The sequence below is a fragment of the Rahnella contaminans genome, from assembly GCF_011065485.1.
Classification (GTDB): domain Bacteria; phylum Pseudomonadota; class Gammaproteobacteria; order Enterobacterales; family Enterobacteriaceae; genus Rahnella; species Rahnella contaminans.
Genome location: NZ_JAADJS010000001.1, coordinates 995,957 through 1,009,390, shown reverse-complemented (window position 1 = coordinate 1,009,390; position 13,434 = coordinate 995,957). Strand labels below are relative to the sequence as shown.

14 protein-coding genes are annotated in these 13,434 nt (G+C 50.6%); 7 read left to right on the top strand and 7 right to left on the bottom strand.

Annotation, left to right across the window (positions count from 1 at the left end; genetic code table 11):
* Positions 1-91: 91 nt before the first annotated feature.
* Positions 92-1,789 (top strand): long-chain-fatty-acid--CoA ligase FadD, encoded by a 1,698-nt coding sequence (fadD, locus tag GW579_RS04465; protein ID WP_165057791.1) that lies wholly within the window; start codon positions 92-94, stop codon positions 1,787-1,789.
* 92 nt (positions 1,790-1,881) lie between these two features.
* Positions 1,882-3,003 carry a ribonuclease D gene (gene rnd / locus GW579_RS04460; RefSeq protein WP_165057789.1) on the top strand — a complete coding sequence of 374 codons (1,122 nt, stop codon included), beginning with the start codon at positions 1,882-1,884 and terminating at the stop codon, positions 3,001-3,003.
* Positions 3,004-3,355: 352 nt separating this feature from the next.
* Here rnd and minE read toward each other — a convergent pair whose 3' ends face one another.
* Genes minE through minC form a run of 3 tightly spaced genes read right to left on the bottom strand, consistent with a single transcriptional unit; the run spans position 3,356 to position 5,161 of the window.
* On the bottom strand, positions 3,356-3,631 hold the full coding sequence (gene minE / locus GW579_RS04455; protein WP_152327067.1) for a cell division topological specificity factor MinE: 276 nt from the start codon (positions 3,629-3,631) through the stop codon (positions 3,356-3,358).
* A gap of 3 nt (positions 3,632-3,634) precedes the next feature.
* Positions 3,635-4,447, bottom strand: a complete 813-nt coding sequence (minD, locus tag GW579_RS04450) for a septum site-determining protein MinD (RefSeq protein WP_013575324.1) — start codon at positions 4,445-4,447, stop codon at positions 3,635-3,637.
* A gap of 24 nt (positions 4,448-4,471) precedes the next feature.
* Positions 4,472-5,161, bottom strand: coding sequence for a septum site-determining protein MinC (gene minC / locus GW579_RS04445; RefSeq protein ID WP_152327068.1), 690 nt, complete (start codon positions 5,159-5,161; stop codon positions 4,472-4,474).
* Between the two features lie 136 nt (positions 5,162-5,297).
* On the opposite strand from minC, the gene GW579_RS04440 reads away from it, so the two are divergent.
* The 4 genes from GW579_RS04440 to GW579_RS04425 all read left to right on the top strand — a co-directional run bounded on the left by GW579_RS04440 (position 5,298) and on the right by GW579_RS04425 (position 8,103).
* Entirely contained in the window at positions 5,298-5,570 is a 273-nt protein-coding gene (locus GW579_RS04440; RefSeq protein ID WP_152327069.1) for a YcgL domain-containing protein, read from the top strand.
* Between the two features lie 122 nt (positions 5,571-5,692).
* Positions 5,693-6,868, top strand: a complete 1,176-nt coding sequence (locus GW579_RS04435; protein WP_165057787.1) for a lytic murein transglycosylase — start codon at positions 5,693-5,695, stop codon at positions 6,866-6,868.
* A gap of 22 nt (positions 6,869-6,890) precedes the next feature.
* Entirely contained in the window at positions 6,891-7,547 is a 657-nt protein-coding gene (locus GW579_RS04430; protein ID WP_165057785.1) for a fumarylacetoacetate hydrolase family protein, read from the top strand.
* Between the two features lie 106 nt (positions 7,548-7,653).
* Positions 7,654-8,103, top strand: coding sequence for a YcgN family cysteine cluster protein (locus GW579_RS04425; protein WP_101080018.1), 450 nt, complete (start codon positions 7,654-7,656; stop codon positions 8,101-8,103).
* Between the two features lie 324 nt (positions 8,104-8,427).
* On the opposite strand, the gene iraP is transcribed toward GW579_RS04425, so the two are convergent.
* The 4 genes from iraP to nhaB all read right to left on the bottom strand — a co-directional run bounded on the left by iraP (position 8,428) and on the right by nhaB (position 12,424).
* Positions 8,428-8,769 carry an anti-adapter protein IraP gene (gene iraP, locus GW579_RS04420; protein WP_152327073.1) on the bottom strand — a complete coding sequence of 114 codons (342 nt, stop codon included), beginning with the start codon at positions 8,767-8,769 and terminating at the stop codon, positions 8,428-8,430.
* Between the two features lie 133 nt (positions 8,770-8,902).
* A complete protein-coding gene (locus tag GW579_RS04415) occupies positions 8,903-10,027 on the bottom strand; it encodes an AI-2E family transporter (RefSeq protein WP_165057783.1) in 1,125 nt (374 codons plus the stop codon).
* A 160-nt stretch (positions 10,028-10,187) separates the two neighbouring features.
* Positions 10,188-10,718, bottom strand: a complete 531-nt coding sequence (gene dsbB, locus GW579_RS04410; RefSeq protein WP_152327075.1) for a disulfide bond formation protein DsbB — start codon at positions 10,716-10,718, stop codon at positions 10,188-10,190.
* A gap of 182 nt (positions 10,719-10,900) precedes the next feature.
* On the bottom strand, positions 10,901-12,424 hold the full coding sequence (gene nhaB, locus GW579_RS04405) for a sodium/proton antiporter NhaB (protein ID WP_152327076.1): 1,524 nt from the start codon (positions 12,422-12,424) through the stop codon (positions 10,901-10,903).
* 244 nt (positions 12,425-12,668) lie between these two features.
* On the opposite strand from nhaB, the gene fadR reads away from it, so the two are divergent.
* Positions 12,669-13,388 carry a fatty acid metabolism transcriptional regulator FadR gene (gene fadR, locus GW579_RS04400; RefSeq protein ID WP_165057781.1) on the top strand — a complete coding sequence of 240 codons (720 nt, stop codon included), beginning with the start codon at positions 12,669-12,671 and terminating at the stop codon, positions 13,386-13,388.
* The last annotated feature ends 46 nt before the right edge of the window (positions 13,389-13,434 follow it).

The window sequence follows — 13,434 nt, the reverse complement described above, 5'->3', positions numbered from 1 at the left end:
CAACTGGTAAGCTGAGTTAAAATATTGTTAAAGACGTGATAAAACTCGTCGAATTGAGATGGCAACAGTACATGATTTCAGGAGTGATACCTTGGAAAAGGTTTGGCTAAAACGTTATCCGGCAGATGTTCCCGAGAACATCGATCCTGACCGCTACAGTTCGCTGGTCGAGATGTTTGAAAATGCCACGCTGCGTTATGCAGACAGTCCGGCGTTTATCAACATGGGCGAGGTCATGACGTTCCGTAAACTTGAGGAACGTAGTCGTGCTTTTGCGGCCTATCTGCAAAACCAGTTAGGGCTAAAAAAAGGCGACCGCGTGGCCCTGATGATGCCCAATCTGCTGCAATATCCGATTGCGCTGTTTGGCGTATTGCGTGCGGGCATGGTCGTGGTGAACGTCAATCCGCTGTATACGCCGCGCGAGCTGGAACATCAGCTCAATGACAGCGGTGCCAGCGCTATTGTGATTGTGTCCAACTTTGCCCACACGCTGGAAAAAGTGGTCTACAAAACACAGGTTAAGCATGTGATCCTGACCCGTATGGGCGATCAGCTTTCTGCGGCAAAAGGCACGCTGGTTAATTTTGTCGTCAAATATGTCAAAAGGCTGGTGCCTAAATATCACCTGCCGAATGCGATTTCCTTCCGCAGTGCCCTGCAATACGGGCGCCGTTTGCAATATATCAAACCCGATATCATCAATGACGATCTGGCGTTTTTGCAATACACCGGCGGAACTACCGGCGTTGCGAAAGGCGCGATGCTGACACACCGGAACATGCAGGCCAATCTGGAACAGGCAAAAGCAGCGTACGCACCGTTGCTGCAACCTGGCCACGAACTGGTGGTAACGGCGCTGCCGCTGTATCACATCTTTGCGCTGACAGTGAACTGTCTGCTGTTCCTCGATCTCGGGGGAAAAAGCCTGCTGATCACCAACCCGCGCGACGTGCCGGGCATGGTGAAAGAGCTGTCGAAATATCCGTTCACCGCTATCAGCGGGGTGAATACGTTGTTCAACGCGTTACTCAATAACGAAGATTTCCGTGAGCTGGACTTCTCGACGCTGCGCCTATCGGTTGGTGGCGGAATGTCAGTTCAAAAATCGGTTGCCGATAAATGGGAAAAACTGACCGGCAAGCATTTGCTGGAAGGTTATGGCCTGACGGAGTGTTCGCCGCTGGTCGCGGGCAACCCGTACGACCTGAAACATTACAGCGGTAGCATCGGTTTACCGGTGCCCTCTACGGAAGTGCGTCTGGTGGATGATAACGGCCAGGATGTTGCGCCGGGTAGCCCCGGAGAGCTCTGGGTGCGCGGGCCGCAGGTGATGCTGGGTTACTGGCAACGGCCTTCAGCGACCGATGAGGTGCTAAAAGATGGCTGGTTATCGACGGGCGATATCGTTACAGTGGACGAGCAGGGCTTTTTGCGGATTGTGGATCGCAAAAAAGACATGATTCTGGTTTCCGGTTTCAACGTTTACCCTAACGAAATTGAAGAGGTGGTTTCACAACATGACAAGGTGCTCGAAGTTGCCGCCATTGGTGTGCCAAACGAGTCGTCAGGTGAAATCGTCAAAATTTGCGTGGTGAAGAAAGACCCGTCACTGACCAGCGAAGAACTTCTGGCACATTGCCGCCGGTTATTAACCGGTTACAAAGTACCGAAGATTGTTGAATTTCGCGATGAGTTACCGAAGTCAAATGTCGGTAAGATCCTCAGACGCGAACTTCGCGATGAGCAGGCAAAACCGAAGGACGATCCTAAGCAGGATGCGGCGTAACGTTTGCCCGCTGCGCTGTGATGGTCACTCTCAACGCCGGATTTGTCCGGCGTTGTCACGTTATAACGCATTAATATTAAGAGAATTAAGATTTGAATTATCAGTTGATCACGACCAATGACGCGCTGGAGCAGGTTTGTCTTCAGGCCAAAGCGCACAGCAAAATTGCGCTGGATACCGAATTCGTCCGTACCCGCACTTATTACCCGCAACTCGGGCTCATCCAGCTGTTCGACGGTGAACGGCTGACGCTGATTGACCCGTTGCCGATTACCGCCTGGCAGCCTTTTATCGATTTGCTGGTCAATCCTGATGTCGTGAAATTTCTCCATGCCGGCAGCGAAGACCTGGAAGTTTTCCTGAACGCTTTTGGCGTGATGCCTTCTCCGCTAATTGATACGCAAATTCTTGCCGCCTTCAGCGGACGTCCGCTGTCTTGCGGGTTTGCCCGTCTGGTGGCAGAAACGACCGGCGTGGAGCTGGATAAAAGCGAATCGCGCACCGACTGGATTGCCCGGCCTCTGAGCGAAAAACAGTGTGTCTACGCTGCTGCCGATGTCTGGTATCTTCTGCCGCTGGCCGACAAGCTGATGCGTGAAACTGAAGAAGCTGGCTGGATGGATGCCGCGCGTGATGAATGTCTGGCGTTGTGCCGCCGTCGTAAAGAGGTTCTTCAACCTGAACTGGCTTATCTGGAAATCGGCAATGCGTTCCAGCTGCGTCCGCGTCAACTGGGTTGTCTGAAGTTGCTGGCCGCCTGGCGGCTCAATCAGGCACGTCAGCGTGACCTGGCCGTCAACTTTGTGGTGCGTGAAGAAAACCTCTGGCAGGTAGCCCGTTATCAGCCTAAATCGCTGGGTGAGCTTGAAGCGCTTGGCCTGAGCGGCCCCGAAATCCGTTACCATGGCCGCACGTTGCTGGCGCTGGTGGAAGAGTCTGAGGCATTGCCGGAAGACGATTTACCGGCTCCTATTTCGAATCTGATTGATCAGCCGGGTTATCGCAAAGTCTTCAAAGACATCAAAGCGCTGATCCAGACCGTGAGTGAAGAAAGCGGGTTAAGCGTCGAGTTACTGGCCTCACGTCGCCAGATCAATCAGTTATTAAGTCGTCACTGGAATTTAAAAGAGAAGGAATCACAGCCGGAATTAATCAGCGGCTGGAGAGGAAAACTTCTTGCTGAAAGGCTGAACGAAATTCTCAGTCAATATTGATGGGCTTACCGCGTTCAAAATAACTGAATACGAAAACTTAAATTAAAAGGCGGAGATTTTCTCCGCCTTTTTGTTTTGGTTAACCGCATATTAAAATAATAGCGCTCGGGTAATGTTCGCGGATGAAATCACATTAAGGATATTAACCGCCAGGCTAAATGGGATGAGTCTTAATCATAATTTCAGATAATAAATAGAGCAGAGCGCGGAACAATCTCGTTAGTGGGGATACATACAGTGGTGTTGCCAGGGGAAATAAGCAGGTGGGCGGAAATCAGGGAAAAAAATTGAGTAGCCCCCTGAGTAAACAGGGGGCGCTATGCTGAAAGAAACACCTGCAGGCAGACTGCTGTCATTTAGGCGCGTCTTCCGATTCTGACTCTGGCAAGGTGACGTTGAGTTCCAGTACGGAAATATCGTCACCTTTTTGCTCGAACTGAACCTGCAACATTTCGGGGTCAATCTTAATGTACTTACAGATGACCGCCAAAATATCACGTTTTAATTCAGGTAAATACGACGGTTCACTATCCCCTCGACGCCGTTCGGCTACGATGATCTGTAGCCGTTCCTTGGCTATATTGGCTGTCGATTTTTTGCGGGACAGAAAGAAATCTAACAATGCCATGGTTTATCCCCCAAAAAGGCGTTTCAGGAAACTCTTCTTCTCTTCCTCAATAAAACGGAACGCACGTTCTTCACCAAGCAGACGGCTAACGGTATCGTCGTACGCTTTCCCTGCATCAGATTCCTGATCCAGAATGACCGGTTCGCCCTGGTTGGACGCACGCAGTACGGACTGATCTTCAGGAATAACGCCGATCAGAGGAATACGCAGGATTTCCAGCACATCTTCCATGCTCAGCATGTCGCCACGGCTGACACGGCCCGGGTTGTAACGGGTGAGAAGCAGGTGTTCTTTAATAGGCTCTAAGCCTTGTTCCGCACGACGGGATTTTGAGGACAAAATGCCCAAAATGCGGTCGGAGTCACGCACGGAAGAGACTTCCGGGTTGGTCGTAATGACCGCTTCGTCGGCGAAATACAACGCCATTAATGCGCCGGTTTCAATGCCCGCAGGGGAATCGCAAACCACGAAGTCAAATTCCATTTCGGCAAGATCGTTAAGGATCTTTTCTACGCCTTCGCGGGTCAGTGCATCTTTATCACGGGTTTGCGAAGCCGGAAGAATGAACAGGTTTTCAGTGCGTTTATCTTTGATAAGCGCCTGGTTCAGCGTGGCATCACCCTGGATCACGTTGACGAAATCATAAACCACGCGGCGCTCACAGCCCATAATCAGATCGAGATTACGCAGACCGATATCGAAATCGATAACAACGGTCTTTTTACCTTTTTGAGCTAAACCGGTAGCAATGGCCGCGCTTGAAGTGGTCTTGCCAACGCCCCCTTTACCCGATGTAACAACTATGATGCGTGCCATGAATGGATTCCTTGTCGAAAGGGCTTAGTTTAAAGGTTGTATGGTTAACACATTATTTATCAGGCTGAGGCGCGCGGCCTGACCGAGATAATCGGTCGGGATTTGATCACTCAGCCAGTATTGCCCTGCGATAGAGACTAGTTCAGCGCCTAAATGGGTGCAAAAAATCTGACAATTTGCATCACCTGCTGCACCAGCCAGCGCTCTTCCTCGCATCATACCGTAGATGTGGATATTGCCATCGGCAATCAGTTCCGCACCTGCGCTGACACTACTGGTCACGATGAGGTCGCTGTTACGGGCGTAAATTTGTTGGCCGGATCTGACCGGAGAACTGACAATGCGGGTTTTCGCCGGAGCATTGTCGGGCACGACAGGAACCGGTGGTTCTGCGGCGATGCGCTGTGCACGGCCTTCACTCAGCAACGGCAAACCGGTGCGGGAAAGTGCGCGTTTCTGCCCTTCGTCTTTACAACCACTGATGCCCACAACGCGAAAACCTGCAGAAGCGACAGCCTGTTGAATGTCTTTCCAGTTTGCTTCGCCGCTCAGCGAGGCAACGTTGATAACAACAGGGGCATTTTTTAAAAAGGCCGGAGCTTGCTCCACTTTTTCCTGTAATGCCTGATAAATAACCTCCGGTTGTGAACTATGTAAATGAACAACCGATAAGGTAAAACTGCTGCCTTTTAGTTCTATTGGCGATTGTGACATCTATCCTGACTCAGTCTCAGCAACTCTAAATCCCCGGAATACCACTCGGGGGGCGATATTCCGATGTACGTTAAGCATGTTATAGTTACAGTTATATCTAGGCAAGCCACCGTTTCAATAAAATAGAGTTAAAAAAATGCTTTGTGTGATCTATAGAAGTACTAAACGCGACCAGACTTATCTGTATGTCGAAAAAAAAGACGATTTCTCTCGTGTACCTGAAGAATTACTCAAAGGTTTTGGCGTGCCGCAGTTCTCAATGATGCTCAATCTGACCGGACGTGAAAAATTAGCGTCTGCGGATATTTCAAAAGTGCGTCAGGCTCTCGAAGAGCAGGGTTATTATCTGCAGGTTCCACCGCCGGTCGAAAGTTTATTGAATATTCATCTGACTGACGCCAGTAAATAACGTATTCCTGACGTTTGTTTCGGCATTTCACGCACTTTCGGACGTCATGACTTGCAATCATCGCTGGAGTACTCAAAGCTTACAGCGATGATTCAATTGCAGATGTGATAAGGAAGAATTTGATGAAATTGTCGGCACTGGCCGTGTTAACACCGCTGATTATCCTCAGCGGTTGTGCAGCGCAGAAGGCAACCTCAGGACAAACCACGCCGCAGACTGCGGCAACGACACAACCTTCAGCCGCCGCGCCGGCTGCGACGCCCGGTAAAACATCGCTGGCCGAACAGGGAAGAGACCCCGCAGAGTTTCCCGCATATGTTGAAAAACTGAAAGCGCAGGCTCTGGCGCAGGGCATCAGCCAGCAAACAATCGACGCCACTTTCGCGAACATCCATTTTGTTGACCGCGTGATTAACTCCGATCGCAACCAGCTGGAAAAGAAAATCACGCTTGATGATTATCTGACCCGTGTCTTGCCAGAGTGGAAAATCAAACAGGGCCAGACCCAATATCAGAATAATTTGCCCGCGCTCCAGCAGGCCAGCGACCGTTACGGCGTTCAGCCGCAATACATCGTGGCGCTGTGGGCGATGGAAAGTAGCTTCGGCAAAATCCAGGGCAAGGAAGATGTGTTCTCCGCGCTGGCAACGCTGGCCTTCGAGGGCCGCCGTGAAGCGTTCTTCACCAAAGAATTTATGGCTGCTTTGAAAATTGTCGATTCCGGTCATGCCACCAGCGATATGATGAAAGGATCCTGGGCTGGCGCAATGGGGCAGTCGCAGTTTATGCCGACGTCCTATCTGAATTACGGTGCGGATGGCAATGGCGACGGCAAAATCGACATCTGGAAAAATACCGATGATGTCTTTGCATCTACCGCGAATTATCTGTCGAAAGAAGGCTGGAAACGCGATCAGGGCTGGGGGCAGGAAGTGAAATTGCCAGCAGGCTTTGACGGCAGTCTGGCGGGCCTGAAAAACAACCAGATGCATCCGGCTACCTATTGGCAGCAAATGGGCATCACGCAGGTAGACGGTAGCCCGCTGGCATCTGCGGCAACCCGCGCATGGATTATCACACCAGACGATACGCAAGGGCGCGCATTCCTGGTTTACGATAACTTCCGTACGATTATGCACTGGAACCGTTCAACCTATTTCGCACTGAGTATCGGAATGATGGCGGATGGCATTATGGGTTCGCAGGCGCCGGTTATTTCAGGTGAAACCGCACCGGCGGCCACCTCTGCGCCTTCCGTACCGTTAGCGCCAGCCCCGCGTAATCCGTTCAGCGGCTGATTTTTCCAAAAGGAGTGGCTGTATGTATCAACACAGAGACTGGCATGGCGCGTTACTGGATTTCCCGGTGAACAAAGTCGTGTGTGTGGGCAATAACTATGCCGATCACATCAAAGAAATGGGCAGTCAGATTTCCGCCGAACCGGTGGTGTTTATCAAACCGGAAACGGCGCTGTGTGATATCCGTCAGCCGCTCGCGATTCCGAAAGATCTGGGTGCGGTACATCACGAAGTTGAGCTGGCCGTGCTAATCGGCACGCCGCTCAAACAAGCCACGGAAGATCGCGTTGCCAATGCTATCGCCGGTTATGCGCTGGCGCTGGATTTAACGCTGCGTGATTTGCAGACGAAATTCAAAGCGGCGGGGCAGCCGTGGGAAAAAGCCAAAGGCTTCGACGGTTCCTGCCCTATCAGCGGATTTATTCCGGTGAGTGAATTTGGTGATGCGCAGCAGGCTGATTTGCAGCTGTTCGTTAACGGTGAAACACGGCAGGAAGGCAATACCCGTAACATGCTGACGCCGCTGTTGCCGCTGATTGCTTACATGAGCCGTTATTTCACGCTGCGCGCGGGCGATATCATTCTGACCGGCACGCCGCAAGGCGTCGGGCCGCTGAAAGCGGGTGACGAAATTGTAGCTACACTTAATGGTAAGTCTGTTTCAACCCGCGTGATCTGAAACAAACCCTCTCTCCGCCGGAGCAGCTTTCCGGCGGCTTTACTTGCATCTGCAGGCTAAAGCGTCTATATAAGCACCCTCATTTTATTTATACCGGATGCACATTATGACTGAACCCGCTTTTTGGCAGCAAAAAACGCTGTCTGAAATGACTGACGAAGAATGGGAAGCATTGTGCGACGGCTGCGGACAATGCTGCTTACATAAGCTGATTGATGAAGATACCGAAGAAATTTACTTCACCAACGTTGCCTGTAACCAGCTCAATATCAAATCCTGTCAGTGCCGTAACTACGAGCGTCGTTTTACGCTTGAAGAAGACTGCATCAAGCTGACCCGCGAAAATCTGACCACCTTTGACTGGCTGCCGCCGACGTGTGCTTATCGTCTGATTGGCGAAGGGCGCCCGCTGCTGCCGTGGCATCCGCTGCTGAATAAAGCCTCTAAATCAGCGATGCACACCGCACAAATCTCCGTTCGTTATATCGCGGTTCGCGAAGACGATGTGGAAGACTGGCAGGATCACATTATGAATAAGCCAAGCTGGGCGAGATAACCCGCTGATAGGAAATAAGAAAGGATTTCAGGCATGAGAGTGTGGGGCAGAGACGGGGTATGGCCCGCTACGTGGAGTTCAAAATCCTTCTGATTCCCTGCCTCTCCCGCGTAACCGGGATGCAATGATTTACTTGAAAATTCCGTAGACTACCATTCCTGCAATAACCCAGAACGCGACACAGGCTGTCACGCAGATTACCCAAACGGCCCAAACGGGGAGTTTGTTTAAACGTTCTAACCCCATATTTGCTATCACCTCTGATTTTAGACATAAAAAAGCCCCGGCGACCGCCAGGGCGTAATTCCTATCATACATTCATTTTTATATTTCTGAATCGGGTCTGACGCCATTTAATGCATTCAGCGCTTCCGCATCCAGTTCCGGATCGGCTTTATCGATCAGTCGCGTAATTTCAATCAGCGCCTGGAATTGTTCAAACAAAAGTGTGGCATCCGATTTAAGCACATCATCTGCGGAATCCAGCACGGAATTGATCGCTTTGTTCACGCTTTCGATGGCTTCCTGCGGACCGCCATTTTTGCCCACGGTAAGGAAAACAGCACTCAGCAAAAGCGACTGAGCCTCAACCTGTGCGGTCAGCTGCTTTGCATCCACCTCCATCCGGGAAATCTTTGCGACCATGCTTAAGATAATATTTTTCATTGCTACCCCTTCAGAGACAAATGTTGAATCGCCTCCACATTTCTACGCCAGGTTCGAAAATCTTCATAATGAAATTTGAAAAAAATGAGCGACCACACAGGCCGCTCACTGATAGGGGTAAACCGGTAGTCGTTTACGATGCGTTTTTATCCGCGTCCGGGTGGTTTTTCCCTTCTTCTATAAAGTCTTCGTCAATCATATCGGTATTATTCTGATGCTCACGCCCGGAAAGAATATTCCAGCAGGCGATGAACAGGGCAGCAATCAGCGGACCGATAACAAAGCCGTTGATACCATAAACTTCCATCCCGCCCAGCGTGGTGATCAGAATGAGATAATCCGGCATTTTGGTGTCTTTGCCGACCAGCAGCGGACGCAGAATATTATCGACCAGGCCGATAACCACCACGAAGAAGACGATGAGGAAAATCGCCTGCCACAACATTCCTGAGGCGAAGAAGTAGATCGTCGCCGGTACCCAAATGATCGCCGAACCGACCGCAGGAATAATCGACAGAAACGCCATCAGCGCGCCCCACAGCAGGCTGCCATCGATACCTGCAATGTAGAATGCCAGCCCGCCGAGCGCACCCTGAACGATCGCAACTACCACCGTGCCTTTCACCGTTGCGCGTGAAACGGCGGCAAACTTCATGAACAGATGATGTTTCACATGGCGGGAAAGCGGCAGGGCTTCCAGCGTCAGATTAACCAGATACGCGCCGTCTTTAATCAGGAAGAACAGGATATACAGCATGATGCCAAAACCGACAACAAAGCCGAACGTGCTCTTACCAATCACAAAAACGCTGCCCGCCAGATACTGACTTCCCTGTAATGCGACGTCTGAAAGTTTTTTCTGAATCTCAGCCGTGCTGTCTAAATTGTGATCGGCAAGGAAATGGCGCGCCCATCTTGGTAAATGGTGAATGGTGTCAGACACCAGCGTAGGCAGCTGCGATTCATTACCCTGAAGTTTGGTGTAAACCGTATTGAATTCTATGGCCAGTGAAGAAGTAATAGTCGCCAGCGGTGTGAAAACAATCAGACAAATAATCAGCACGGTCAGCAGTGAGATCAGGCCGTTGCGGTCACCGATAAATTGCTTCAGCCGGTTTTTCATCGGATTAAAAATTACCGCCAGAATGATCGCCCATAGAACGGAAGAATAATAAGGCCTTAATACATCCAGGAAGGCCAATGTCACAATAAAAAGGATCATAATGAAGAAACCCTTTGAAAACCCTTTAACCACCATATCTCTTCCTCTGTTGAGCGCATAAGCTCTCGTAGCATAGAACTCATTGACGTTTTTACAACTATCGCTCTTTTTTCGTGCGGCAGCTGTTTTAATTTCTGCTGAAAAACGCCATAAAAAAAAGCGCCCTGAGGCGCTTTTATCGTCGACATGTCTGGAATTAACGACCGAACAAATCACGACGTTTTGGTTTTACGAACTGGGCCAGTAACACCAGGATCCCGATGATCATAAAGACGCTGAAGATAACAACCAGCCACTGAGGCATACCCAGAGACAGAAATTCCCACTGTTTTTCAGCACAATCACCGCTGGCGATGAACATCCACGGGAACCATTTGTCCAGTGGCAACCAGGTCGGGAAGCGGGCTGCAAAATCGCAGGTGGCGAACGGAGATGGGTGCAACTGAATCATGGTATGTTCCCATGACAGGCGGATCCCTTCATACGCGCTGTAAAGCCAGATAAGGATACCGGCGTAACGCAACCAGGTCGCCGGGGCTATTGCGCCCACCAGACCCGCAGCCAGTATGCCCATCAGCGCACAACGTTCGTAGATACACATGACGCACGGTTTAAGTAACATCACGTGTTGGAAATACAACGCAACCAGCTCAAGCGCCAGAGCGGTCAGAGCCATCAGAAGCCATGCACCGCGGCCTTGCGAGCAACGGTTAAGATATTGCAACATAGAAATTTTTTCCCTGCAGTTAGCTACTGACACGCAGTGTAAACCAATTGGACCCCGCTGCCAGCCTGTCTCCATCAATATTCGATAAATAATTAATATAAATCGGACAATTCGACTTTAAATTCGGCTATTTTCTGAGTCAGAGCTTAGTCACATAATTACCGACGTGATCCTCGTGCTGATCAATGTAATGGGGAAAATGTCAGCCATCCCATGTCGGTGTACCACTGCGTCATTTCCGGCAGAAGGAATTGCACACAAAGCAGACCTGCGAGCGTCATCACTATTGTGTAAGGCAGTGCCATCCATACCATCCGGCCATACGAAAGGCGGATCAGCGGCGCAAGGGCGGACGTCAGCAGGAACAGAAATGCCGCCTGACCATTTGGTGTCGCGACGGAAGGCAGGTTTGTACCGGTATTAATGGCGACCGCCAGCATCTCAAACTGTTGCAGATTAATGGCACCGTTTTCCAGCGCGGATTTCGCTTCATTGATATAGACCGTGCCGACAAAGACATTATCGGAAACAGAAGAAAGCAACCCGTTGAACAGATAGAACAGCGAAAGCTGATTGGCTGGCGCAGATTGCAGAACGAAATTCACAATCGGGCTGAATAAGTGCTGATCGACAATCACTGCGACTACCGCAAAAAATACCACCAGTAGCGCGGTAAACGGCAGGGAATCCTGAAATGCTTTGCCGATCGCATGTTCGTCCGTCACGCCGCAAAATGCCGTTGCGAAGATAATTACGGACAGCCCGATCAGCCCGACTTCGGCCAGATGAAACGCGAGCGCGATAATCAGCCAGACGCCAATCAGCGCCTGCACGGCCAGTTTGATACGTTCCTGACGTGTGCTGTTTTCGGTGTTTTTCTGGTCGTACTTTTTGAGCACCTCGAAGACCGGTTGTGGCAACCGTGCGCCATAACCAAACAGGCGGAAACGTTCGACCAGGGCGCAGACGATAAAACCGCAAATGAACACCGGCACGCTGACCGGTGACATGCGGATCAGAAAATCAGTGAACTGCCATCCGGCGGCTTTCGCGATGATCAGGTTCTGTGGCTCGCCGACCATCGTCATGACGCCGCCCAGCGCGGTGCCGACGCCGGCATGCATCATCAGGCTGCGTAAAAAGGCGCGGAACTGTTCCAGAACGCCGCTGGTTTCGGCATTTCCGCCCTGAGCGGACGCGACGTTGTGATAAATCGAATAGAAACCTACGGAAACGCTGATGACCACGGCAATGACTGTCAGCGCATCCAGGAAGGCAGAAAGGAAAGCGGCGGCGAAACAAAACGCAAGCGAGAGGGCGATTTTATTGCGCAGATTCAGCAGGAGTTTGGTGAAAACTGTCAGAAGCAGCTGCTTCATAAAGTAGATACCGGCGACCATGAAAATCAGCAGCAAAATCACTTCCAGATTGCCCGCCACTTCTTCGCGAACTCTTTCAGCACTTGTCATACCTATCATCACGGCTTCAATGGCCAGCAAGCCGCCCGGTTGCAGCGGATAGCATTTGAGCGCCATGCCGAGCGTGAAGATGAATTCGATCATCAGTAACCAGCCCGCTAAGAAAGGACTGACCAGAAAGAACACCAGCGGGTTAATAATCAGAAAGGCCAGAATGGCTATTTTGTACCAGCCAGGGGATTGCCCGAGAAAGTTTTTAATAAATGCGTGGCGGAAAGTTGTATCCATAATTCCCAGCGGTCCTTTAGGGTTATTTTGCTGCGGTATCAGAAAGATAGAACAGTGTAATACTCCGGTGAAAAATTTTCTCCTGCAGCGGGGTAATATTAAGTCCTTAAAAAAAGGGAAATTCTGCCAACCCCTGCACAGTTTCAACATTAGTTCCGTCCGGGCGCTATAACCGCTGATTTTCATCTGGTATGATGAGCTCAACTATATCCCTGATAAATGCCTCACACGGAACGACAAACACATGGTTATTAAGGCACAAAGTCCTGCCGGTTTTGCCGAAGAGTACATCATCGAAAGTATCTGGAACAGCCGGTTTCCGCCGGGTTCAATCTTGCCTGCGGAGCGGGAACTTTCAGAACTCATTGGCGTAACCCGAACCACATTACGTGAGGTTTTACAACGTCTTGCCCGTGATGGCTGGCTGACCATTCAGCACGGTAAACCGACGAAAGTGAACAACTTCTGGGAAACTTCGGGGCTGAATATTCTGGAAACGCTGGCACGACTTGATCACGACAGCGTTCCGCAGCTCATCGACAATCTTCTGTCCGTGCGTACCAATATCGCGACCATTTTCATCCGCAAAGCGATGCGAACGAATCCCGAAGAAACACAAAAGGTGCTGGCGAAAGCGGCCGAAGTGGAAGATCAGGCCGAAGCTTTTACCGCGCTGGATTACGGTATTTTCCGCGGTCTGGCCTTTGCGTCCGGCAATCCGATTTACGGTCTGATCATTAATGGGTTACGCGGATTGTATACCCGCGTCGGACGCTATTACTTCTCCAATCCTGAAGCACGTAAACTGGCGATCACTTTCTATAAAAAGCTGTCTGACATCTGCCACGAAAAAAGCTACGAGCAGATTGTGGATTGCGTGCGTAATTATGGCCGTCAGAGTGGTGAGATCTGGCACAGCATGCAGGGTACAATGCCGGGTGATCTGACTGAACAGAAACGCTGATTTTTACGGGTTCTGCTGAAATGAGAAAGGGCGCTTAGCGCCCTTT

What these genes read in the sequence shown, in the direction of transcription:
- iraP (WP_152327073.1), bottom strand. Translation starts at nt 8,769, where the DNA reads ATGAAAAATATTATCTTAAGCATGGTCGCAAAGATTTCCCGGATGGAG.
- minD (WP_013575324.1), bottom strand. Translation starts at nt 4,447, where the DNA reads ATGGCACGCATCATAGTTGTTACATCGGGTAAAGGGGGCGTTGGCAAG.
- GW579_RS04415 (WP_165057783.1), bottom strand. Translation starts at nt 10,027, where the DNA reads ATGGTGGTTAAAGGGTTTTCAAAGGGTTTCTTCATTATGATCCTTTTT.
- GW579_RS04435 (WP_165057787.1), top strand. Translation starts at nt 5,693, where the DNA reads ATGAAATTGTCGGCACTGGCCGTGTTAACACCGCTGATTATCCTCAGC.
- fadR (WP_165057781.1), top strand. Translation starts at nt 12,669, where the DNA reads ATGGTTATTAAGGCACAAAGTCCTGCCGGTTTTGCCGAAGAGTACATC.
- minE (WP_152327067.1), bottom strand. Translation starts at nt 3,631, where the DNA reads ATGGCATTGTTAGATTTCTTTCTGTCCCGCAAAAAATCGACAGCCAAT.
- minC (WP_152327068.1), bottom strand. Translation starts at nt 5,161, where the DNA reads ATGTCACAATCGCCAATAGAACTAAAAGGCAGCAGTTTTACCTTATCG.
- dsbB (WP_152327075.1), bottom strand. Translation starts at nt 10,718, where the DNA reads ATGTTGCAATATCTTAACCGTTGCTCGCAAGGCCGCGGTGCATGGCTT.
- GW579_RS04430 (WP_165057785.1), top strand. Translation starts at nt 6,891, where the DNA reads ATGTATCAACACAGAGACTGGCATGGCGCGTTACTGGATTTCCCGGTG.
- nhaB (WP_152327076.1), bottom strand. Translation starts at nt 12,424, where the DNA reads ATGGATACAACTTTCCGCCACGCATTTATTAAAAACTTTCTCGGGCAA.
- GW579_RS04425 (WP_101080018.1), top strand. Translation starts at nt 7,654, where the DNA reads ATGACTGAACCCGCTTTTTGGCAGCAAAAAACGCTGTCTGAAATGACT.
- GW579_RS04440 (WP_152327069.1), top strand. Translation starts at nt 5,298, where the DNA reads ATGCTTTGTGTGATCTATAGAAGTACTAAACGCGACCAGACTTATCTG.